At 39.7% G+C, this 24,590-nt stretch carries 18 protein-coding genes and 1 pseudogene; 3 read left to right on the plus strand and 16 right to left on the minus strand.

What is annotated here, in order from left to right; translation table 11 throughout:
- Positions 1-259: 259 nt before the first annotated feature.
- The 7 genes from NSU02_RS16260 to NSU02_RS16290 form a co-directional block, all read right to left on the minus strand.
- A complete protein-coding gene (locus tag NSU02_RS16260) occupies positions 260-1,975 on the minus strand; it encodes a M56 family metallopeptidase (RefSeq protein ID WP_339193298.1) in 1,716 nt (571 codons plus the stop codon).
- A 534-nt stretch (positions 1,976-2,509) separates the two neighbouring features.
- Positions 2,510-2,836, minus strand: a complete 327-nt coding sequence (locus tag NSU02_RS16265; protein ID WP_044895977.1) for a YnfA family protein — start codon at positions 2,834-2,836, stop codon at positions 2,510-2,512.
- 14 nt (positions 2,837-2,850) lie between these two features.
- On the minus strand, positions 2,851-3,681 hold the full coding sequence (locus tag NSU02_RS16270) for a DUF1835 domain-containing protein (RefSeq protein ID WP_066247358.1): 831 nt from the start codon (positions 3,679-3,681) through the stop codon (positions 2,851-2,853).
- A 30-nt stretch (positions 3,682-3,711) separates the two neighbouring features.
- The gene (locus NSU02_RS16275) at positions 3,712-4,230 is read right to left on the minus strand and encodes a general stress protein (RefSeq protein ID WP_144598223.1); all 519 of its coding nucleotides are present in this window, start codon (positions 4,228-4,230) and stop codon (positions 3,712-3,714) included.
- Positions 4,231-4,771: 541 nt separating this feature from the next.
- Positions 4,772-6,382: an IS1634 family transposase gene (locus tag NSU02_RS16280; protein WP_339192846.1), complete on the minus strand. Its 1,611-nt coding sequence runs from the start codon at positions 6,380-6,382 to the stop codon at positions 4,772-4,774.
- Positions 6,383-7,080: 698 nt separating this feature from the next.
- The gene (locus NSU02_RS16285) at positions 7,081-7,386 is read right to left on the minus strand and encodes a hypothetical protein (protein ID WP_327856734.1); all 306 of its coding nucleotides are present in this window, start codon (positions 7,384-7,386) and stop codon (positions 7,081-7,083) included.
- Positions 7,290-7,964, minus strand: coding sequence for a YegS/Rv2252/BmrU family lipid kinase (locus NSU02_RS16290; RefSeq protein WP_327856733.1), 675 nt, complete (start codon positions 7,962-7,964; stop codon positions 7,290-7,292). Before NSU02_RS16290 ends, NSU02_RS16285 begins: the two co-directional genes overlap by 97 nt.
- A 677-nt stretch (positions 7,965-8,641) precedes the next feature.
- Between NSU02_RS16290 and NSU02_RS16295 the strand changes: the two genes are divergently transcribed.
- Together NSU02_RS16295 and NSU02_RS16300 are read left to right on the plus strand one after the other, a co-directional pair.
- Positions 8,642-9,061: a hypothetical protein gene (locus NSU02_RS16295; protein WP_339193299.1), complete on the plus strand. Its 420-nt coding sequence runs from the start codon at positions 8,642-8,644 to the stop codon at positions 9,059-9,061.
- 870 nt (positions 9,062-9,931) lie between these two features.
- A pseudogene (locus NSU02_RS16300) lies at positions 9,932-10,766 on the plus strand (class II aldolase/adducin family protein); the annotation flags it as partial.
- A 243-nt stretch (positions 10,767-11,009) separates the two neighbouring features.
- Here the strand turns inward: NSU02_RS16300 and NSU02_RS16305 are convergent.
- Positions 11,010-12,062 (minus strand): 2,3-butanediol dehydrogenase, encoded by a 1,053-nt coding sequence (locus tag NSU02_RS16305; protein WP_094244530.1) that lies wholly within the window; start codon positions 12,060-12,062, stop codon positions 11,010-11,012.
- A gap of 1,216 nt (positions 12,063-13,278) precedes the next feature.
- Here NSU02_RS16305 and NSU02_RS16310 point away from each other — a divergent pair.
- A complete protein-coding gene (locus tag NSU02_RS16310) occupies positions 13,279-14,988 on the plus strand; it encodes an NADPH-dependent assimilatory sulfite reductase hemoprotein subunit (protein WP_339193301.1) in 1,710 nt (569 codons plus the stop codon).
- A 777-nt stretch (positions 14,989-15,765) separates the two neighbouring features.
- Here NSU02_RS16310 and NSU02_RS16315 read toward each other — a convergent pair.
- The 8 genes from NSU02_RS16315 to NSU02_RS16350 form a co-directional block, all read right to left on the minus strand.
- Positions 15,766-17,010, minus strand: coding sequence for a Zn-dependent hydrolase (locus tag NSU02_RS16315; protein WP_339193302.1), 1,245 nt, complete (start codon positions 17,008-17,010; stop codon positions 15,766-15,768).
- Complete coding sequence (locus NSU02_RS16320) at positions 17,010-18,563, minus strand: aromatic amino acid ammonia-lyase (protein ID WP_339193303.1); 1,554 nt, start codon at positions 18,561-18,563, stop codon at positions 17,010-17,012. The genes NSU02_RS16315 and NSU02_RS16320 overlap by 1 nt, the downstream gene beginning before the upstream one ends.
- A gap of 26 nt (positions 18,564-18,589) precedes the next feature.
- Positions 18,590-19,222, minus strand: coding sequence for an ABC transporter permease (locus NSU02_RS16325; RefSeq protein WP_130157402.1), 633 nt, complete (start codon positions 19,220-19,222; stop codon positions 18,590-18,592).
- A 5-nt stretch (positions 19,223-19,227) separates the two neighbouring features.
- Positions 19,228-20,208 (minus strand): ABC transporter ATP-binding protein, encoded by a 981-nt coding sequence (locus NSU02_RS16330; RefSeq protein ID WP_339193304.1) that lies wholly within the window; start codon positions 20,206-20,208, stop codon positions 19,228-19,230.
- A gap of 49 nt (positions 20,209-20,257) precedes the next feature.
- The gene (locus NSU02_RS16335; RefSeq protein ID WP_130157398.1) at positions 20,258-21,178 is read right to left on the minus strand and encodes a glycine betaine ABC transporter substrate-binding protein; all 921 of its coding nucleotides are present in this window, start codon (positions 21,176-21,178) and stop codon (positions 20,258-20,260) included.
- A gap of 71 nt (positions 21,179-21,249) precedes the next feature.
- A complete protein-coding gene (locus tag NSU02_RS16340) occupies positions 21,250-21,894 on the minus strand; it encodes an ABC transporter permease (protein WP_130157397.1) in 645 nt (214 codons plus the stop codon).
- A gap of 41 nt (positions 21,895-21,935) precedes the next feature.
- Positions 21,936-23,174, minus strand: a complete 1,239-nt coding sequence (locus tag NSU02_RS16345) for a Zn-dependent hydrolase (protein ID WP_339193305.1) — start codon at positions 23,172-23,174, stop codon at positions 21,936-21,938.
- Positions 23,171-24,580, minus strand: a complete 1,410-nt coding sequence (locus NSU02_RS16350; protein WP_130157393.1) for a dihydroorotase family protein — start codon at positions 24,578-24,580, stop codon at positions 23,171-23,173. Before NSU02_RS16350 ends, NSU02_RS16345 begins: the two co-directional genes overlap by 4 nt.
- Positions 24,581-24,590 lie beyond the last annotated feature (10 nt).

Here is a 24,590-nt window from a genome sequence, read left to right on the forward strand (position 1 = left end):
CAGAAAAGAAGATTGACAAATACTCTTCTATTTTTCACTCTGACTGCTAGCGGACCAAATTGGTTTTAGTCTTCATTACGATTTTCCCGGCATTGGGAAAAGGTGAAGACAAAAAGATTATGATCAGCGGATACCCATAAAATACAAAAAGCCGGCACTCAAAATGCCGACTCAATATGAAAATTCGTCACATTTCTCGTATGGGGGTTATGTTTGTATCGTTTAATTTTTAATAAGCATTTCAAACGATAAAAATGATTCACATGCTTTCCATTTTATTCTTTTTATCAGGAAGCGATTCGTAAAAACGATCTTTCCACCACTTTCGTATTTTTTTCATGTTCCATTCCGTTCCAGTTTCCTTTAAAGATTGAATACGCCAATACATTGGCGGGTGGATCATAAATTGAAATTCTAGAAATCTGAAAAACCATGAATCCCGCTCAATCGATGAATTTTTTTCTTCATTACTTAAATTGTAGCGTTCTGCTTTGTATGTCAACTCATCTTGTTTTACAGCTAAAGCAGTTAAACCGTCTGCCATTTGATCATTTCCGTTGTCAAGCCATATAGCCCCTAAATGATCTGCCCGCACTTCCATCCATTGCAAAAGAAGAGACTGGATAAGAGGAAAGAATAAAATAAGAACAAAAACAATGTAAAAAAGAAGAGACTCATTTCTTAGTATAAGAGAATGGTATAACCAATAAATAAATAAAACAATTACTAAAAGCGCAAGTATACGTATAATTTGACCGATCATGACATCCCGTTTTTTTACATGCACAGCTTCATGAGCAAAAACCGCTTCGATTGCTTCCAACGGAAGCTTTAACGTTTCCGACGTTAATACGATCATTGATCGACCGATGTTTGCCCCAGTTGCAAAACCGTTTAATTCATTCGCCTCTGTTTGAAAAACTTTCACATCAGAAATTCCAGCCCGACTTAGCACTTTGTCTGCAACAGCTAAAACATTTGGATCATCTATCTCTTTCACGTCTAATGCAATTTTTAATAATCGATCAGAAATGTAAAGATTAAATATCCACAAAACAATGACCGCAATCGTGATCGCCCAAATAGGAACCTTTAGCAGTGATAAGATAACAGTCAATGTCGTGTAGGCGCCGACTCCTTTGACGGAAATGGCAAAGTACATTTTGCCGAGAAGTCTTTTTATATTTTTTTTATGATAAAATGGAAGCACTTCAACTTGTGCAATTTCCGACGGTAGTTCCTTTTCTTCCCGGCTTTCAATGGTCGTAAGCCAAGAAGTGTTTTTAGCATTAAAATAGACAGTTTCGCCTGAAAATACTAGCTTTAATGTTTTTCCCATACTTGTCGTGAAATCTTCATTTGTTGAAAACATCGTAAATAATGGGAATAATTTAAGTACATCAACATTTGACTCGAGCTTTGCTTCCGAAAGTTCTGAAAGCGGATATCGTTTCGCTGTGATGTTCGATAATATGTAAATACAATTTGTTTCTTTGCTGAAATACACTTCAAGGTTTCGATAAAGAACAGCTTTTTTTAACAATTGACAAATCATTACAACATTCGTATATAACAAAATGAGAGACCAAACAGAATCGTATGAATTGAAAACAAAATATAAGACAGATAGACCAATGAATGTCATCGCAAATGCCGCATCAACCCAAACCCGACTCGAATGTTTATTGAGTTCAATCTTTTCAATTTCCACTCTGTTTGCTTCATTTTTTATTTTTTCGTAACCCGATTCATGGGAAAACGTGATTAAACACATAAGAAAAGAGTATCCAAAGCTAGACATCGCTCTAATTGTAAAACCTAATTCATATGCTATAAATAAATAGACTGCAAGAACAGATAACAGTACGATTTCTATCACCAATAACGGAAAAAAGGATATCCGCTTTTTCAACCAAACATGCAAAAAACCAGCTAACACTCCTCCAAGCATAATCAATACCAACGCCCAGATCATGAGCACACCCCGTTTTTTTTATATTCCTTACATATGTATTAACGTTTTTTTTCTATAAAAGTTTCTAAAAAATTGAATTCCTCGCTTCACCAATTCAACAGCAGGGGCTTCCTAAGAACGCCAGCAATCTTTTTATATACTAAAAAAATTGCAATAGCTTGACATTAAGGAGATTTTCGTCCATTTTTTAAAGACTCGTTGGATTGGTCGGGAATGGGAGCGATCTGTTATTCAAATAAAACAAAAAAATCATTTTGATTGCACCTTCCGCCACGCTTGTTGCCATTATTCAGAGCCTGTAATATCTCTGAAGTGTAACGGCAAGCTGAAGCCTTTATTAAAAAATCGCACATTATCGGCATCACCGGAAAAAAGTCATTCAGCATAACGCTAAAACTGTCAATTAATTAGGATGCCATACTCCCTATACGGAATTTGTCTTGCTCATGCTCGATATGTTCCGAGAAAGCTTACTCACTCGCACATTATTTAATTGCAGCTATTCTATTAAAAATCCCTATCAGAATGGACAGTCTAATGTCTTGGACCCCAAAGCATGATTGAAACTCCAATTAAACAAATGCCTGCTCCGATCCAATCGTAAATATCAGGAGTTTTTTTATCAACCCACCATCCCCACAAAACAGAAAGAATAATAAACACGCCGCCATAAGCGGCATATACTCTACCGAATGTAGGAAAGTTTTGCAAAGTAGGGATCAGCCCATATAGAACCAAGATCATACTACCAATAACTCCGTACAAGTAGTGTTTTCCTTCACGTATCCATAGCCAGACTAAGTACCCTCCGCCAATTTCAGCTAAACCAGCAAGAATAAATAAAATAATGGCGTAAATCATATTTCACCACTTTCCTATCGCAATTTAACACTATAGAAGGCCATAGCTTCCAGACTGCCTTCCATTTCAAAAGCTCTCTTTTCAATCAGCTTTCTTAGCCGATATTCCAAGAATTCATCTCCTACATATTGGTCTAGATGCCCCAGTACTTCACCGATTAATCTAACTGATTTTATAAAATCCTTCGTCTTCATTTCATTATGCAGCTTTTTCGCTCTGTTTATTATGAAAAGATCATAATAATCTTCCGAAACGCTGTGTATCGTTCCGTTTTGCCAAATTCGCAATACTTCGCGAGTATTTGCAAGAGCGAGCCATTCCTTTTCAAAATTCTCTCTTTCATGCTGGGAAAGAGGCGGTTCATTTTTACTTTGTTCATATATGAATCGAAGCTTTTCAGGAGGAATTTCACCTGTATCCAAAACAGTATATTTTTCTTTTCGTTTCTTAAAAAGCTCGCCATATACCTTTGTCGTGTTGATGAGGAAGATGTCATTATTTTTATTCTTCAATAGATATAAAACAAATCGCAATCCGGTCTGTTCATGAGCGTTGTCAGAAATCCATATCATAATAGGTGATCCTTCTGGAATCGCTGTTATTTCATTGACTGTTTTTTGAAAGTTTTGTTCATACTCATGAAACTCATTGTATGCATCCGTCAAATTATTTTTTATCCAATGAAATCTCGCTTCTTTTCCAATGTCTTCATGCAGTCTCCAGATCGGACCTACCGAGAATGTTTCCCAAAAAGAAATGACGCGCTCTTTTTTCTCCACATCTAAATCCCTTAAGACCATTTTTAAACTCCCCGAAGGTGAAGCGCCAAGCAGAATATGTATCATTTATAATCTTCCTTCCGCTATCTTATTACTTTATCCTAATCTTTCAAAGTCTTTACGTAAACACGATTTTTTCAGCTTTTTCGACTTTAAGAGGTACTTCATATCAGAAAAATTGTCATATGAAAGCTGAATATGAAAATAGTTTATATACTCAAGTATGGCAAAAACATAAATAAATCCCGCTATGTACAATCCTGTTGCAGGTACCGACGGATACCATCTGACTAGATCGACAAAAAACATGAAAGGCGAAATGATGATAAACAGTGTATTCCATTTCTTTATATTTTTTAATCGATGGACGATATAAGCAGGAGTTATGGCAGTATTTTCTTTTTTTAATCGCTTCCATTTTGCAAACCAATACACACTACCCTGAAATAAGAGAAACTCTAACAGAAAAAACGAAATCCAAAAAGAGTACAGCGAATATAAATGCAAATGGGCAAAGACTTTATTCCAAATGAAACTAATGATAAAAAAAATGACTGCTGCCATTGCCTCCCCAGTATATAAATAGAAAAATCTCTTCTCCAATTTTCCCCTCAAGTGCATCACCTAGTTCCTTCGTCTCGGATGGCTGATTAATCGTTAAGGATGTAAATACGGTATAGCACCATTTTCATACGTCTCAGCTCTTGTTTTGTTTCACTAGATGCTGTATTCATTGATATTTAACGGAGAAACTTTATGTGCTTTTCGCACCGAACAATCCTAATTTTCCATTGCCAACATCTAGGACACAACTTGAATCGCAGTGTTTAAAAATTGACTAAGGTACTTTATTTTTTAATAAAAAATGGGTTAAAATTCTGAATTGATTCATTGCCCTTTTCCATGAAAATGTTTTATCATTTTTTTACTTTCTCCTATTTTTTGATTGAACGATCAAGAGCCTTCTCTTCAAACTATTTATTGGCAAATAATTTAAATTGCAACAATTTTACAATGAGAAGTGAGCAAAACATTATTTTGGATCCACGAACATATTCTCGTTCTAAATAAACTCAAGTTTGACAGAGTACACTAAAGAAAAGCCCGAAAATACTGGTGTTTTGGACTTTACCCACAACACGTACCACTACACTTGTTAGTGGCACGTGTTTTTTTCTAATACTCTAGGAGGCGCTTGTGTGACAAGTGCTTCAAATGCTAGATTTGCTTGACCTTGTAATTCTGTACGAACGATTTGCTCTTCACCATTCACGCGTATTTTCGAGGCCTTCATCTGGCTTACATCATGCAAAATATCCTTTACACTTGTTTGGCATCCTATTTCTTTTAGCTTATAGGCCAAAAAGGATTCCATGACAAGCGCAAGGAAACAAACCATGATATGGCCTCGAATACGAGATTCCACTCGATGGTACATCGGGCGAAGTTCTAGATTCGACTTCAGGTTACGAAAGGCTTGTTCCACTCTCCACAACTCTTTATAGGCAAGTGCTGCCTCTTCATCCGTTAATGACGAGTTGGTCCGAATGGCGTACTTTCCGTCAAACTTTTCGTCATTGGATACCTTCTCTTCATCAATTTTGGCCGATGCTTTTTCTATCGTTAAAAACTTGGAATACGCACGGTTTTTGACGAGTCCAGATGGACCGAGTTCATCAAGCTTCGATTGAAGGTTTTCTAACACGACTTGACGACTCGCTCGATCACGTTCTTCAGCGTCCGGATTGTAACAGAGTACATACGTTTCGCCATCGATTTTCTTTGACTTCACTTTTAGATTCGGGAGAACCTTCTTATATGGCCCACGGATGGATAATAGCTCTTGGGCTTTCTTCGACTTTCGTAATTTGACACCCACAATATATTCCATGCCCAGTTCACGAATTTGATCTAAGTTGGCTTCACTAACCATTCCGCGGTCTCCCACTAGAATGACTTTCTGAATAGGATAGCGCTTCTTCAGGTCTCCAACCACCATGCCAAATGTCTTCGTATCATGCATGTTTCCAGGGAAGACTTGATGCCCAATCGGAATCCCTGTTTTGGTCATTAATAAGCCAATCACGACTTGTTTTCGATCTCCACGATGATCTTTGGAGTAACCATAGTGAGCCAGCAGTTCGTCTGCTTCCTCTCCTTCGAAATAGGTGCTTGTCGTGTCGTAAAACACGATATCTACTTCTAATGAGGTTAAATCGGTTAAATGTCCATAAAGTTGTTCCTCAATTTTTTCTTTTTGTTCACTTAAGAAGTCTAATGCACGATAGTAGTGATGGAGTTGGATGTCTGAAAGACCTTCTGCATAAATCGTGTCGATCCATTGTTTGAAGATATAATGCTTACTATTGGGATCCATGAGACGGTTTAACACCATGGCAAAAATGGCTTCGTCATACTGAGAAGCAGCCTCGGAATCATCCATGATTTTACGTAATAGCCGACCAAGCCCTAACTTTTCCCATACCTTTCGGAACAGATAAACCGGCCCAAACTCTTTTGTCCAAAGCACGGAGACAGAAGAGGAAGAGCCTTGCCCGTGAATTCGGTCAAAGTAACGCTCTGAAAATTTGGCTAATCCCTCGATTATGTTATCGACAGAGCCATTCTCTAATAAATGTTCTAACCTCCCTAGATTACAAAGCGTTTGTTGCCGAACTTTATTGTCTACACGAAATGTACGACATATTTGTAGATATTGACGAACAGAACCATTTTTATTTTTTTGCTTATTAATTCGAATATACATAGCACTAATAGTATAACATATATTACATATTATTGGATATACAAAAGTTATCCACATAACACTACATAATGATTATATTTTCGATAAAAAAAGTGGATAACTATTGGTATAATCACCTTTAGTTATCCACATGTAGTGAAATGGTGTCAAACTTGAGATAAAGTTAGATTAAAAAAGAGACACAGATTAATATAGTAATAGACTAAAATCCATAAAAAATGCGTTATGAGTAAGCTGTAATCATCAAACAGTTCGTTAGCGAAATCAAATGTACAAACGCTCATGAACTCTGAGAAAAAATACAAACTTGTACGAAAAATATCAGAAACTCGCCACATCTTCCAAAGATTTTAATTTCCTGACTGTTTTTTTTGGCCTAAAACTAATATATCTGCAACGTTGAAAAGATTAAAATTTATTATATTTACAAACATTCAGTAAATAACTTTTGCATTTAAAGTCCAATAACGATTTTATAATTCCCCAATTTTCAAATTGATAATAAAGCTATCTTAAGAAAATCTTTTTATTGAGAGACATTTACATCCCTTATAAGTTAACAAGAAAAGACTTGGAATGCATGTGTATTAAATTGTTTTTCCATTTTTATACTAATTATGATGAATGACTTCCTAAACAGAAATACCTAATTCGTGTTCTCACTAAGATCATTAATCTTTACAATGACCGGCCACTATTTAAATGATAAGCAACCCACCTCTTTGAATCGTCACACTCATCGGAGTTTTAGTGAGAATCTCGCCATCTCCTTGCACAATAACAGGTAATTCGGAGATAACTTCCACTTGTTTTCCTGTTATCATGGTTACACCAGGATGTAGTATATGTTTGCCTTTAAACGCCTTTGGAAAAGTGCGCAACAGCTCCCATTTATTCATGCCGTGTACTATACAAATGTCAAATAGTCCATCATTATAACAAGCATTTGGACATATTTTAATACCTCCGCATAGTTTGAGATATTGGCAATTGCAATTAACCATACATTACAAAAAACTAGTTTCTCCCCATCAACCATTAATTGAATGCTGACAGGACGATATTTTAATAAAACATGCAAGAAGCTAAGTCCATATGAAAGATTACCTAATCTAATAAAATTCAGCCAATTTTTATATTTCGAGCCATTGTTTATCTCGGCGACTTTACCGTCAAAACCGATCCCCATTACAGTAATGAAGTATTCGTTGCCAATTCTTCCAATATCAATTTTTCTTTGTTTTCCCATTAAAATACGTTTTAAAGCCTTTTTATAGTCCTTTGGTATATCAAGAGCCCTTGCAAAATCGTTTCCCGATCCTGCAGGAATAACACCCAAAGGTATATTCGAATTGATTAACCCGTTAGCAACATCATGGATTGTACCATCTCCTCCTACGGCTACAACAGCATAACATTTTTCAGAAGACAACTCCTTAGCAATTTCTGCTGCATGTTTTGGACGATTGGTAAAGCGCACTTGATAATTTATCTGTTTTTCTTGCAGCAACTTTTCAGTCTTTTTCCAAACTTTTAATCCTTTTCCGTTTCCTGAGATTTTATTGACGATAAAATAATACATACTAAAGATCTTTCCTTTATTAAAGATATGAAAGTTTTATATATTATGCCAAAACCGTTTTATTTGGCATGGTTTTATCATCTCCACATTTACTTCGTTTAGAGGTGGGTGTTTCTCGATGAAGCTTCTTGTACAGAAGAAGGTTGTCGGAAGTTTTCTAGATGGATTAGAAAGCAACAACTGCTTGTTTGCCGATTAAGCGGTTCAACCACTTTCCTGCTTGGTTACCAATCCGTTGATACATTCATCTCGTTTGCACATTCAAATGAAAGATGTTCCCATGCACTGTCTTGCCAAGTTTTTTGTAAATTCTCTATCTATTTTATTACAATTTTCTCCTATTTACAGGAATCTATTCACACAACTCCATTTATGCTGTCAATGGGAAAAATCCCCAATGACCGTCGGCTATCACTTGAAATACAAGGAATTGATCTTTGTTTTTTCCTCAGTTTACTGGCAATCCTTTAAAAAATTTTTTGATGAGTAACAAAAGACAAAAGAAAAAACTTCTTTACTATCTTTGCAGAAAAAATGAATGAGACATAGATTGAAGGAGTTGTATTATGTTGCAAAAGGGATGATTGCTTGACATATCCAATCAAATGTTATTTTTTGTAGCAAAGAAAAATTAGGTGAATACAATATAATCGAATTTCAGGAAAGGAGAAATCAACATGCAATATGATTATAACTCGAACTATACTTATAACCTAGATCATCAAGTTCCATATGCGAATCCTCAGGAGCCGTATGAAGAAAATATGCATGATCGGGATCATTATGATCACCATGTGAGCAAGCATGATTTTTGCAAAAGACATAAGCATTATTACGTCTTGCTGGAAATGGACGATGGAAAAATGTATGATGGCATTATTGATAAAGCCGATAATGATCATGCCTATTTATTAGTACCTATTGGCGACCAACGAGAAGAAGATAACGAAGAAGAAAGACAATTTGGCTTTGGTGGATTCGGATCTCCTTTCGGTGGATTCGGAGGGTTTGGGCATTTCCCATTTCGTTTTCGGAGATTTAGGAGATTCCGATTCCCGTTTTCAAGGATTCGTCGTTTTTCATTTCCGTTTTCTTAAGTTAATACATTTATGCGGTCGACAGCTTCCTTATGGAGTTGCCCGTTTTTTGCTTGAAAATTTGCTCCGCTTATATTGAAGCTATACTATTGTACACCCCTTGATTTAATTTCCTGCTACCACATATAATTTCCATTTATCCATCCGTTAAGTGTTTTGCGGCTTGTTCCAAAGCAACAATTTTTATTCTGATCTGCCGCCTTTTGTTTGGATTTACGCTTAACAGGATTAAGCGGTGGAAAAAGAGTACTGATTTGCTTCAAGTACTGATCGGAGAGTGGTTTTTACACTAATAATGGCTTGGCATTCTATTTTTATTAGTACAAAAAAATTTTGATGTTATCGTTATCATCAATATTTGCTAACTAAATGTCGTTTACGTCCTTTACGGTACCGTCAAGAATTTTGTGTGTAATGCAAGATAGATAGGGCAGTCTCCTGTTTGGAAAGGAAGAATCCCTTTTCCCCTTTTTTAATATAATAATATGGTTAAATGTAGCCATTTACAAACACATTCGCTGAGTTTCGATGGTAGCTTCTATGCCGTTCCTCCTGTTAGATTTCGAGGAAATTTTTGATTTCTTCCTGCTAAATCAGTTCTAGCTATGGGAGACTAACCTTTTTTGATTGCTGCAACACCATCATAAGTTTCATAACAGCCTCAGCAAATGCAGTATAAATGGAACTTTCAAGTTCATCTAAATACATCATTGGCCCAACAACAACTTTTACTGGCTTTCGAATCCACTTTTTCGCATCTAGACAAATAATCGCAACCGGAAGAACAGGCGCTCCTGTTTTTAACCCGAAAAAGCTACCCCTTTTTTTCGGATTGACACTTTCCCCGTTTTTACATCTTTTACCTTTAGGAAATCAGCCTATCCGTATTTAATCAGGTCTTTAGCAAATCATTTATGTATATCTTAGATAACGATAATGAAACAACAGATATTTATTTTCTTACACCTAAACAAGGTATTTATAAATTGGAGTATAGAAAAGGAGAAGAAGAAACATTTTTTAAACAAATTTTTGAAAGATTGGAACCGCTCGCAGCTTCGCAGTTAGTCATTGACAATAATTTTTATGATGATCTTCCGGAAGAGATGTGGAACGGAGATGAGATTACGAGATCATTAAGCGAATACGGAAAAAAGCTTGATCGCATGAATTTACTTCCCGCTCCATTTCCATCGGAAGAATATCTTACACCTCGTGGTCTTCGCCATTTAAAAAAACTTTACGGATTAGGAGGACTAAGCTATGGAAACCTCAGTGCCAGACGGGACAGTGAAAGCTTTTGGATGAGTGCAAGCGGAATTAACAAAGCAGATATGAAAACAGTCGGTGAAGATTTTCTCTTAATAAGTGGATATGATCCTGATAAAAATGCCATGAAAGTAAGCGTTCCCCCGAATATAACACCAAAAAGGGCATCTGTCGACGCTATTGAGCACTGGATGATTTATAAAGAACACCCGGAGGTAGGAGCGATTGTACATGTTCATGCTTGGATGGACGGCATAAAGGCTACAGAGATTAACTATCCTTGTGGAACAATTGAACTTGCAAAAACAGTGGCTGAACTTGTCCGAATTTCAAAAGAGCCTTCTAAAGCTATTATTGGTCTTAAAAACCATGGACTAAAGATGACATCTTTGAACGTATCGAAGGCAAAATTATCCCCCAAGTACCGATGTCTTAACGTATTTACATGTTTTTGAACCAACGGAATTTTTATGGAATGATTAAGGCTCCCGAAAAAAAATTTGGATAGAGAGAGGGGATTTAACCTTACTTATTTGGTTTGTATGTATTTTTAAGCATCGGCAAATCCCCTGCAACTTTCTCCCTGCTCGCCAAACGGTGCACCGCGTTTTTCACATTGCATCCATCTATTGAAGCATCAGCTTGTCCGCACCGTTTTCTCCCTACTCTGCTTAAATGTTTATTCTGGTTTTACCAAAATTTTCACTTGGTCTTTTTCTTTTATCAGCGTTTCAAATCCTTCTGCTACAATATCATCTAGCTTAATTCGTTTCGTAACGAGTTTTTCTGCTTGGAAGTAGCCTCGTTTCATTAATTCCATTACAGCAGGGAAGATATCGCGGTATGCAATAATTCCTTTTACATTTCTTTCTTTTAATACGATATTATTTGGCTGAATGCCCGCTTCTTTTTCCCATATGCTAACGATGACTGTTTCTCCTTCAAATGCAGTGCTGTCAATAGCTTGTTGTAAAACAGCCGGTATTCCCGTTACTTCAAACGCAACGTCGACTCCGCCATCGGTTAATTCATGAAGCTTTTGAACCGGATCTTCCTCTATTGGATTGATGACAGATGTAGCACCGAGTTCTTTCGCTTTTTGCAAACGTTCTTTGGAAACTTCTACTGCATAAATTTCTGCAGCGCCAGCTGCTTTTAATGCTTCAATCACAAGAAGACCTATAGGACCTGTTCCAAACACAGCGGCTTTATCGCCAGGTTTGATTTTGCTTAATCTAACAGCATGCAAGGCTACAGCCGCAGGCTCCACCAATGCTCCTTGTTCATAAGAAAGACCTTCAGGCATTTTATGCACCATATGCTCATCAACGACAGTATACTCAGAGAATCCGCCGCCGCCACCGGATAAACCGTGGAATCCTAAAGATTCGCAAAGATTGTACTTACCTTTTTTACAAGCTGGGCATTCTCCACAGCGAAGAATAGGTTCTACAACGACAGGATCCCCAACCTTTACTTTCGTAACGCCTTCTCCAACTTCAACTACTTGACCAGAAAATTCGTGGCCCATGATAATTGGCGCCACATCTTTACTGACAGGATGAGGCTCTTGAACAGGAACAAAAATTGGACCTGCCGCATATTCGTGTAAATCGCTTCCGCAAATTCCTGCCCATTCTACTTTAATTTTTACTTTTCCTTTCCCTGCTTTCGGTTCTTCTACTTCCTCTACTCGAATGTCTCTAGCGTTGTGCCATCTTGCTGCTTTCATTTCATTTCCCCTCCCAATTTTATAATCGCTTTCATTGTATCATTTTTTAGTCCTATTTTTATCATATCGAAAAAATTCGAAATTATTTTATAAAAGAAATTGCTTATTTTGTGATTGGCTCTTTTTCAAACTATGATATGTACAAGCTTCATGGAACAGGAGCATATTTGTCATGCGGCAATTACCATGATCATGAGGTCAGCTTAAGCCTTAAATGTCAAAAATATCTTATTATAAAAATCAGCCCTCTTCTTTCAAATGTTCTATTTGCCAAATGCCTCTTTACCTGAATTTAGTGACTATTTGATCAATCATATAGTTTTCTGCCAGCTGTCTGCAGCATGCACACACTGTTATGAGGGCAAGCACATTTTTCACAGGTTTTAGGGTTTGCAAATTCCCTTCCTTACCGGATCATGCCGGTTGAAAAAGGAAATTCTCATTTCCCTGACCATATATACAAAAGTCCTAAGTTTTTTCGCATCCCACCTCCTGATAGAACTAAAGTTCTATGAATCTATTTTCATTTTATTACAATATAGGAAGGTATTTCAAGAATATCATGATAAAAAAAACTGATTCCCCCCTTCATTACATTTAAAGGTGCGGGGTGAATCGGCAGAAATGAAATGCTAGTTTAAGAATGCACAAAAGTGATTGGACAAGATTTTAACATGCGCGACCTTGATTAATATTGTACATATCAAAATCACTTAAAGAGAAAAAAACATGTACACTCTTAAACAGTCAACAATGTACATGTTTATGGTTCTTACTCAATCTTGGTGATGGGAAGGAGGTTAATGGAGAAAATGAGTGTACAAATAAGTATTTTTATCTCTGTGTTATCAATGACCTCGATTTTTCACCAAAAGAACGTAAGAACCATGTTTATCCTGACTTTTACAGCAAAAAAAGAAATTCCATTCGTTTACTTTTTTGCGTGTTAATTAAATCTGTATCCTCTAGAACGATTTTTTCCCTGATCCTGCAAACGCAGATTTCACAAATCCTGAATCTGATCCGCACACATTTCCGTATGGAGACGCCTCCTTTCTTGATGACTGCTCCTAACAGCTCACCATATAGATCGGCTGAAAAATATAACAAGTTTTGTAGTGGATGGGTCAAATTGACGTCCTTTTGGATGGTGTGTTTTCGTCTTTTTCTTTATATCATAGTAAACAAATCAGAATTCAGGGAGGAGTGATTGTATTTGTCTACTCAAAACAAAAAAGAATCAAAAATCGAAGTGATTAAGCGACAAAGCCGCTATTTACGAGGGACAATCAAGGAAGCTCTTCAAGATGGCAAACCGATGTTTTCGGAAGAAAATGTACAGGTATTGAAGTTTCACGGTGTTTACCAGCAGGACGACCGGGATTTGCGGCACAAGCTTTTGAAAGAAGGCAAAGAGAAGCATTACTCGATGATGGTGCGTGCTCGAATACCAGGCGGGGTGTTGAATCCGGATCAATATTTGGTGTTCGATCGCTTAGCCGATGAATATTCGGAATACGGGACGCTGCGCATTACGACGCGTCAAACCATCCAACTTCACGGCATACTGAAAGGGAACTTGAAGGCTACCATAAAAAGGCTGAACGAATCACTAATCACAACACTTGGCGCCTGCGGCGATTCGGGGCGGAACATCATCTGTTGCGCAAAGCCAGGCGATGAGCCGTTCCGCGCCGAGATGCGGGAAGATCTGCTTGCACTGACTGATCGGCTGAGTCCTAAGACAAATGCGTATCACGAAATCTGGCTTGACGGCGAACCGGTTCAGCTTTCTGATGGAGAGACTGAGGAGCCGCTGTACGGTGATGTATACCTCCCGCGCAAGTTCAAGGTTGCGATGGTACCGGAAGGAGATAACTGCATCGATGTGTACGACAATGACATCGGACTTGTGGCACATATCGAGAACGGACACGTTGCTGGCTATACTGTGCTGGTAGGCGGCGGTATGGGACGAACGGCGGTCGTTCAGACAACTTATCCGAGGCTGGCGAGTCCGCTTTGTTATGTGCCCAGGAAGGATGTCGTAGACACAATCCTTGATACTTGCGTAGCCATTGTGACCATCGAACGGGACTTCGGAGATCGCTCAAACCGCCGTTTTGCCCGCATGAAATATTTAATCGACCGGCGAGGACTGGATTGGTTCCGGCAAGAGGTTGAGACAAGGCTTGGGCGTACTTTAGAGCCACCGAGAAAGCTGGAATGGCACAACGGGCACGACCATCTCGGCTGGCACCGTGAGCGTGACGGGATAAGCTACCTTGGCCTGTTCGTTCCATATGGTCGTATTAAAGATACTGAAACCATGAAATTGAAATCGGCACTTCAAAACATTGTGCGCGAATTTCGTCCGACCGTTCGCCTCACCACGCAGCAAAATGTGATCCTGAGCGGCATTCCAGACGAATTTCGACCGGCGATTGAAGAGCGATTGCGCTCTGCGGGAGTGCCGCTTCCACATGAGCTATCAACAGTCCGAAAAAATACAATGGCATGTGTAGCCCTGCCGACCTGCGGACTTGCGCTGGCCGAGTCGGAGCGGGCTCTGCCCGATCTGTTGCCACAGTTTGAGCAGCTGTTTCATGAGCTTGGCCTCTCGGACGAGACCATCACCGTCCGCATGACTGGATGCTCAAACGGCTGTGCGCGCCCGTACAACGCCAACATCGCTTTTATCGGCCGTGCACCTGGCAAGTATGATATTTTTTTAGGCGGAAATTCACTCGGCACAGCACTAAACGAACGATTCACGGAAACTGTACCGTTCGATCAACTGGTCGACACCGTCCGACCTGTACTCGAGGCGTTCGTTTGCGAGCGTGAGCCTGGTGAGGATTTCGGCAGCTTTTGCCGCCGCGTTGGCTTGAATCGGTTCCGCAATGTCAAGACCGAGCAGTCATAAACTTTTATAAGAACAGACAAGTTGTGACGATATTTACCGGGTCTGATCCGATAACACATTCCCCCAAATGCAAGTGATCCGTCACAATGACAGCTGTACCTGCGCTAAGCAGTTTGTGTATTAGCTTTCAAGTTTTACGTTTCCAGCAAGCTGACCGTTATTTTCGTTGAAAGTGCTGTGACCAACTTGCCGGAACTGGATTGCAGCAGAAATTTGGCATGCTAAATTACGTATTCATACGCAGAGAAAGATCAAAAAAACAACATGGCCGCTCCATACCGGGGCGGCTTTAAAGGTTTTTGCACCTAGAATAAATCAATTGTGGTAAAGAAGATAGTTTCGAATAATGATGACAAGAGGAAAAAAACAAATTATTTTTTAAGGACTCTCAAAAGAAGCTAAATGAGTCCGAGGCACACCGCAGAGAAGATACCAAGAGAGCAAGTGTTGTATCGACAATCTTATTAAAAATAATGATAGATCCGCTTCCATAAAAATGTGTTTTTTCTGTTCACCATAAAGCGATGCAATGAGCAGCTTCTTCAGGCCGCTTCGCATGGCTGGATGATTTGTTCTCCTTGCTGAGCGGCCTCTTTTCATGAACTAAGCGTTGGGGTTCAGAGGCTTTAAGCGGACTGCCAAAGGCGAAGAAGCCGTCAGCCAAGAAGAAAATCTATATACGATTTTTTGCAACTTTAACCAAAATGATAGTCTAACTATTTACTCGTCGGCAAAAACCTAAATTGTTAAAAAATCTCTCTAGATCATGTTATCTTTTCATATTTTTTCAGCTTCGGCGATATCTAAAAGAGCGTGCAGCAGTATATTGGCGGCTGCTTCAATATCATCAGCATCCGACCACTCTAATGGACTATGGCTGATGCCGTCTTTTGACCGGACAAATACCATTCCGATTTTTGTTAAAGAAGCTAATATCATAGCATCATGAGCCGCTCCGCTTGGCAGCATCAGAAATTTTGTCCCTGTTCGTTTCGCTGCTGTTTGTATCGCTTCGATTAATACAGGAGAGCAGCTAACCGGTTTTAGCTCATGAGTCGCTTCTACTGTAAAAGTCATGCCTTTTGTATTGCAGCATGCAGATAAAAACATTTGGATATCATCTTCCATTTGACAAATAAGCTCCCAAGATAGATGACGAATATCGAAAAATAATTCCACTTCACGCGGAATAACGTTTATACTCCCGGGGAACACGCGGATACTTCCAACGGTTGCTCGCAATCCGTCGCTCTGCTGTGCTTTTTGTTCCACAAAATCAATTAAACGGGCGGCTACTGTAACTGGATCTTTTCGCATCGCCATTGGTGTCGTTCCTGCATGTCCCTCTTCTCCTCTAATGGTTACCTTTAACCATTTGACACCTACAATGCCAGTAACGATTCCTACAGGTGCTTGTTCACTTTCAAGCACTTTTCCTTGTTCAATATGCAGCTCGAGAAAAGCTTTGAATTCTTTAGAGCAACGTCGCGCGCGGTGCACTAATTTCGGATTATATCCACATTGCACCATCGCATCAGCAATGCTTATGCCATTTTCATCCTTATACTGAAACAGCTCTTCTTCTTGCAATTCCCCCGTCAATGCCCGGCTGCCAAGCATACCGGTTGAGAATCGCACTCCTTCTTCATCAGTAAATGCCGCAACTGAAATGGAATGCCTCGTTTGAATGCCTTGTTCCATCATCGTCTGTAATATTTCTATACCGGCTAATACCCCAAGGGCACCATCAAACATGCCGCCATTTTTCACTGTATCCAAGTGGGAGCCGATTAAAATTGACGGCAAAGCAGAATCAGTTCCTACACGTTTTCCGAATAAATTTCCTATTTCATCTTCGTAAATCTCTAAGCCTATTTGTTTCATCAAGTGTACTATGTATTGTTTAGCTTCGCGTTCCTCGGCTGTAAAAGGAAATCTGGTCACGCCTCCATTAGGGTCGTGACCAAATTTACTCAAATCTTTTATATGCTTCATCAATCGCTGTACATTAATCTTGATCATTATGACACCTCATAACGCCCCAACAAATTTCCCCCTAATTTGTCTCTTACTGCACGGCAAATTTCTCCTGACTTCAACAACTTGTACATTTTCTCAATATCAACTGACAGGTTTCTGTCAGCATCTAAAAAAGGGACTTCCTGCCTGATCATCTTATATGCCACTTCCGTTCCATGACCAAGACTTATATCTTTTCTCAAATCAATCGCCTGAGCAGCATGCATCGCTTCTATTCCCAAAATGTAATACAAGTTATCAACTATTTTTGCTGTTTTGTCAACCACTTGAACAGAATTGTTGGCATGATCTTCAATTTCCCCTGATAACGCTATAAAATCAGCATTTATTGGATTAGACAGATGGCGAATTTCTGCGTCAAGCGCCGCAAAGGTTTTTTGAATTGTACTAAAAGCCAATACGTTTTGACCGTTATCAGGAGATAAAAAGCGCGGCAGTCCTGAAAAATTGGGTGATGACAATTTGATCGTACGGAAACAAGATATTTTGGACAAATGTGCAAGAGCCTGTCCAAGCATTTCAATTGCCAGCACCCAAGTCGTTACTTCGTAATTGGAACATGACAATATCCGCTGTTCATCCACCAGAACACATGGATTATCATCGCTTGAATTTAATTGTATGAGCAGATTTTGTTCAGTATAATCGATCGCATCCCTAACAGCGCCGTGCACGGCGAAAGCTCCTCTGAAGCTTAGCGGATCCTGAAGCGGCCGATTTAAGTGCTGCAACGACAAATAGCTTCCTTCAAGACAAGCCTTTATTAATCCGGCACTTGCTAAATTTCCAGGGAAAGGCCGTATTCTTAAAACAGACTCATCTAAAGGGGAAATATTGCCGTTCAACCCTTCGAGAGAAAGAGCAAATACAATGTCGGACAAGTCGATTAATTGTTTAACTTCATTCAGCAGCAGCGATGCCTTGGCTGCAGCAAAAGCATTAGAGCTGGCAATGGCTAAGCCATCTTTCGGACCGAGAACAATTGATTTTATACCCGCCTTCTTCAGCGCCTCGCTTGCATTCATTCTTTTTCCCCGATAAACGACTTCTCCCTCGCCAATCATAGCTAATCCGATATGAGCTAGATTTCCCAAATCCGCTGCCCCAACAGAGGCTCTTTCTGGTATGACCGGATGAATTCCCTCATTTAAAAAGCGTTTGTACATTTGTGCTATTTCCGGCTGTACGCCGGTATAACCTAATAACAATGTATTTAAACGAATGAGCATCGCGGCTCTAACCGTCTTCTCATCTGCTTCCGGCTTTACACCAATACAGTGGGATAAAATTAAACTTCTATTGAATTGCTCATATTGTTTTTCATGCACCTGACGATCTTTATTAATCCCAACCCCTGTATTAAATCCATAAACAGGGGCATGGACCGAATCCCAATTCAACACTAACTCTCTGGCAGCATGAAGCCGTTCCATAGCCTCCTGGCTGATTTCTACTTCAGCCTTTTGTTCAGCAACTTGAGCAACTTGTTGAATCGTGAGTGACTTGCCATCGAGGATAATTGTTTGTTGCCCCATGAAAAACCCTCTCTTTTATGAATGTTTTATAGCTGCCCTTTCGCTTTTAATGCCAAACGGTTCTCAAGTCTTAACAAAATATAGTTCGTTATGAGCGCTAAGGTGGAAACGAGTATAGTCCCAATGATAATCTTATGAGTTGAATTTTGGTAAAGACCTTCAAATAAAAGAACTCCTAAGCCGCCGGCGTTTATCCATGCTGCAATCGTTCCAATGCCAATAATCGCAACAGCTGCAATCCGTACGCCGCCAAGAATAATTGGCAACGCTAGAGGCAACTCTATTTTCCAAAATAAATGAAACCAATTAAGCCCCATTCCCTTACCCGCCTCAATAATCGCTTGATCAATTGATTGAAAACCAACCATTACATTACGCACCAAAATCAGCTGACTGTAAGCGACAAGCGCAAAGATAGCCGGCTTCATGCCCAATCCTAAAAAAGGAATGAGCAAAGCAAAAAATGCCATGCTGGGAATAACATAAATAATTCCCAATATTGACAATACCAGTACAGAAAGACTCTTCCAGCGAGTCAAAAGATAACCTACTGGAAGAGCAAATAATAGGGCAATTGCCAGCGCACCAAACGTCAAGCGAAGGTGATCAAGAAACAGCGCCAAAATAGTGTCATAATAATTAGTAATATAATTTACCATAGGCTTCACCTGCTTACCGAATATAAGGAATCCTGATCCTTTATTTTCAATTGCTCCAGACCAATTTGTCCTACAGGTTTGTTTTGATTGTCGACGACAACCACATTGTCTAAATCCTTTTTCAGCAACAGAGAAAGAACCGTTTTAAGATTTGTTTCCGTTGAAACTTCCACACTTTTTTCATGCATTTCCCCTTGCAACGGAACCATTGCTTTTTCTGCCTTCAAAAAAGAAAGTAATTGGAAAACATCGTCTGATTTAACAAGTTGGCTGACAAATTCATTAGCTGGGTTCATAAGGATGTTAATCGGCGTATCAAATTGCTGGACTTTTCCTTCATTCATCACAATAATTTTGTCCCCTAGCTTGAGCGCCTCCTCAATATCATGTGTCACAAAAAGAATCGTTTTGCGCATCTTTTTTTGAATTGCCAGCAGTTCATCCTGTAAACTGGAACGGGTAATGGCGTCAATTGCACCAAAAGGTTCATCCATTAATAAAATATCTGGATCACTAGCCATCGCTCTGGCAATCCCCACTCGCTGTTGCTGCCCTCCAGACAATTGTCTTGGATATCGATCACGAAAATCCTCAGGCGGCAGATGAACAAGCCTTAAAAGAAAATCTACGCGCTCGTTGATCTTTTCTCCATCCCATTTCAAAATTCTCGGCACTGTCGCTATATTTTCTTTGACAGTCATATGAGGAAACAGACCGATTTGCTGAATGACATACCCTATTTTACGCCTAAGTTGTGTCACTGGAACTTTTGTAATATCTTCTCCTTGAACAAAAATTTTTCCTGATGAAGGCTCATGAATTCTGTTTATCATTTTTAATAATGTCGTCTTTCCTGATCCCGATGTTCCCAAAATGGTGATGAAGCTTCCTTCTTCTATTGATAAGCTCGTTTCATAGACAGAAGGTTTGCTGGCTTTGGGGAACGTCTTGCTCACCTTATCAAACTGAATAATTATGTTTGACACGAAACCACCGCCTTTGAAAGTTCCTGGTTTCACTCGGATTTAGGCATAATTACTTTTTAATAATGCCTTTTTCTTCAAGGAACTCTTTTGCTACTTCAGTGTATTCACGTTTTTGAATATCAACCTCGGCATTCAAATTTTGCACAACCTTATTATTCAAGTGTTTGGAAACTTTATTCAGCACTTCCTCAATTTTCGGATCTTTTTCCAAAGTTTCTTCACGAATGACAGGTGCTACATAATATGGAGGCCAAAACTTTTTGTCGTCCTCAAGCAGTACCAATTCCTCATTAGTCAAATCGCCGTCAGTCGTAAATCCGACTGTCACATCCGCTTCATCATTAAGGATTACGCGATATTTAATTCCGTAGTCAAATAATTGCACCGATTTAAACTGAAACCCGCCGTAAAATTTTTGCAAACCTTTTAAACCGTCATCGCGTTCTTCAAATTCTGGAACTGCCGCCAGTCTTAATTTTGGAGCGACTTCCGCCAATTTCGACAAAGTCGTTACTCCGTACTTTTCTGCTACTTTTTTTGTCGTGACTAAAGCTTGGGAGTTGTTTACATCTGTTGGTTCTAGCCAAACAAGATTAAACTTCTCTTTATATTTTTGGGATACAAGATCATATACTTTTTGCGGATCAGACATAGGTTTTTCTTGTAAAATATTGATTAGCCCTGTACCCGTATATTCCGGATACATATCAATTTCTCCCTCTTTCAATGCTGTATGAGCAACCATTGTACCGCCTAAATTTAATTTTCTTTCAACTTTATAACCAGCTTCCTCCAAAGCTAGAGAATAAATCTCTCCTAAAATAAGCGATTCTGTAAAGTTTTTCGATCCAACTTTGATAGTCGTCTCATTTTTATCACTTGTGTTTTCCGATTCTTTTTGACCGCCGCAAGCAGCCGTGGATATTAGTAAAACGACTAAAGTAAATAAAAGAATAAGTCTTTTTTTCATGATAACTCCTCCTATTTTCATAACAGAAAGTAAAATAAATAATATTCAGATCAATTAACCTATGTTTTCCTCTAATCCCTTTGATAGCGCGTGACCAAACGCTCTACCGCTGCGAAGCAAACTTCGGAACAGATAGCCAAAAAAGCAACTGGCAATGCTCCGACTAGCAACAGAGGAATGTTATACATTCCCATTCCGTTAACAATGAATGTTCCTAATCCTCCGCCGCCAATAAAGGCAGCTAAGGTTGCGCTAGCAATAATCTCGACTGCAGCTGTTCGACAGCCAGCAATGATGACTGGAAGAGCGAGAGGAATTTCTATTTTGGTCAAAATTTGTTTGCTGTCCATTCCCATACCAGACGCAGCTTCAATAATGGAAGAATCAATTCCTCGAAATCCTAAAAAGGTATTGATCGTAATCGGCGGACATGCCAGAATGATCAAAGCGATTAATGCTGGATAAAATCCCATTCCCATGATTGGCAATATGATCACAATAATAGCCAAGCTAGGAATAACTCGTAAAGAATTGAATACATTCATAATCAATCCTGAAAGCTTTGGCTTTTTGGCACATACGATCCCCAATGGAATACAAATTAACATTGATATCAATAACGCGATAAAACTAAGCCCCAAATGAACCTGCAAAGCCTCCAAAAAACGATCTGAATTTTCAAAAATATAGGTCACGGTGTCTTTTAAGTACTCCATCCCTATCCACACTTTCGTTTTTTCATTTTTTTACCGGCATTTCAGTCCAGCTGCTGGTCAAACAGCAGCAACGCCTTCAACAATGCTTGCACACCTAAAGCGACATCTTCATAATCAGTCCATTCTTCAGGACAGTGGCTTCTGCCGTTTTTACTCGGCACAAAGATCATACCGATTGGAGCAATACGAGCTATTTGATTGGCATCATGGCCGGCACCGCTCGATAAAAACATTGTGGGTGCCACCTCTTTGCATGCCTGCTCAATTACACTGCGGACATTATTTTGTACAAGAATCGGTTCTGATTGTGACAAGCAGTCAAATTGAACAGAAACCCCGCGTCGCTTTGAAATTTGCAAGGCAGCATGATGGAGCTGAGTTATGATCATGTCTTGAATATCTTTATCCAGCGAGCGAATCTCCAGTTCGCAAGTCACCTTTCCTGGTATGACATTCGCTGCATTCGGTTCATTCATGAGTTTTCCAACGGTTCCTACAACTTCTTCCTGGTAGGTTTCCTGGCAAAGCTGTTCGAAACAAAGAATGATCTCAGCAGCTGCAGTAAGCGCATCTTTTCTTAGGTTCATAGGTGTTGTTCCAGCATGATTCGGTTCTCCTTCAACAGTGAGGCGATAACGCTGAATACCTGCAATGCCTCGAACAACGCCAAGCTGATGGTTTGTCTGCTCAAGCACCGGACCTTGTTCAATGTGCAACTCTAAATATAGAGCTACATCTCCCGGTTTACGCGCTTCAAGCGTCAATCGCTCTGGATTTCCTCCAGATCGCTTTAATGCTTCCCGCAGCGTAATTCCTTGCAAATCTTTCCTAAACAGCATTGTTTCCGGCAAATTATTCACCATTCCTCGGCTGCCGATCGTTGAAATGCCAAACTCACTTGGTTCTTCCGCTGTAAAATCAACCACTTGCAACGGATGACGCAGCTGTATTCCATTTTCTTTAAGCAACCGAACAATCTCTAGACCGGCGACAACCCCGATGATGCCGTCAAATCTTCCGCCGCCTTTGACGGTATCAATATGAGAACCGATCATGATGACAGGAAGATGCTTTTCTTTTCCGGGAAGAGTTCCAATCACATTGGCTGCGGCATCAATATTAACCTCTAAATTTAATGATTTCATTTTATCCTTGAGCCAGCCCCTTGCATCTTCATAAATCGGTGTAAAGGCCCTTCTTGTCCAACCAATCTGACTTTTGTCGACAAAATTAGCCAAAGCTTCAATATCTTCTTTCAAACGCTCAGTATTGACTCTCATTGAACAGAGCACCTCACTGTATCACTTTGCAATGATTTTTTAACCGCATCGTGCTCTGCGTGGATGAACTTGCCATCACCTGGATTTCCGATGACTTTTCCATCATATACAAGCTTTCCTCTTACAAATGTGTTAATAATTTTCCCTTGAACAGTAAAACCGTGATAAGGACTCCATCCGGCATGAGAGTGCAGCTCAGACTCATTTAATACCCAGCTTTGGTTGGGATCTAATACCACTAAATCAGCATCCATCCCTTCCTCTATCCTTCCTTTACAGTGCGATAAACCAAACGTCTTGGCTGGATTCTCACTAAGTAGATGGACAAGCGTAAGCATAGATATTCTTCCTTTTGCAACCCCTTCGCTGTAAAGCAGCGGCAACAGCGTTTCAACTCCCGGGGCTCCTGATGAGTTTTGGAAAATATCCGCATGATTTTTTCGGTCAATCGTCCAAGGAGCGTGATCTGAAGTGACCAAATCGATCATTCCTTGTGAAAGCTGAATCCATAATTGTTCCACATCTTCCTTTGTCCGCAACGGCGGATTTATTTTTCCCCTTGCGTGCAAGGAAGGCATGTCTTCTTCGGATAAAATCAAATAGTGAGTGCACGTCTCTGCGGTCACTTTAGTGCCTTGTTGGCGGAACCATTGAACCAGCTCAAAAATGCGCGGAAACGTACAGTGATATATGTGTAAGTGAACTCCAGTCCAGTAAGCTAGTTCTAACGCCGTTAAAACCGCGGTAGACTCTGCGACTTTCGGACGACTCCAGCAATGAGCGCGTGGGTCTGTCTCTCCTTTTTGTTTGTATTTTTCTATATATTTTCTAACAATTTCGTCCGTTTCTGCATGAACACCAACTGGACAACCGGTTTTCGCTATGAGAGAAAAAGCTTCCAACAGCTCACCGTCATCAATGCGTGGAAAACGGACAGAATCCGTATTAAACATAGAAACTTTGAAGCCGCATGCTCCTTCTTCAGCAAGAAGAGGAATTTGATCAAGCCCGTTTTTCGGTTTAATCGTTGCCAGCATCGCTACATCCACTACTGCCTCTTGGGATAGCTTTTGTTTTTTTGCGGCATATCTTTCTTTTGTGCATATAAGTTGATCAGCATCATATGGCATTTCGATAATCGTGGTTACTCCCCCTGCAGCAGCAGAGCGGGTGGCGGCTGTAAAGCCTTCTGTCAAAGCGCTGTAGCTATGAACATGAGCGTCAATCGCTCCTGGAAGAACATATTTTCCATGAGCTTTCAAAACTTTATGTGATCTCCGTTCATGGCTGATTTTAGAAACAGATGCGATCTTTCCATCTTTGATAGCAACTGAACCATTATATAGCACCCGATCAGGGAGCACGATATTTCCCTCAATTACGAGATCATACACTTTCTGCTCCATTTGCACTCCC

The sequence above is a fragment of the Aeribacillus sp. FSL W8-0870 genome, assembly GCF_037963755.1.
GTDB classification, from domain to species: Bacteria; Bacillota; Bacilli; order Bacillales; family Aeribacillaceae; genus Aeribacillus; species Aeribacillus composti.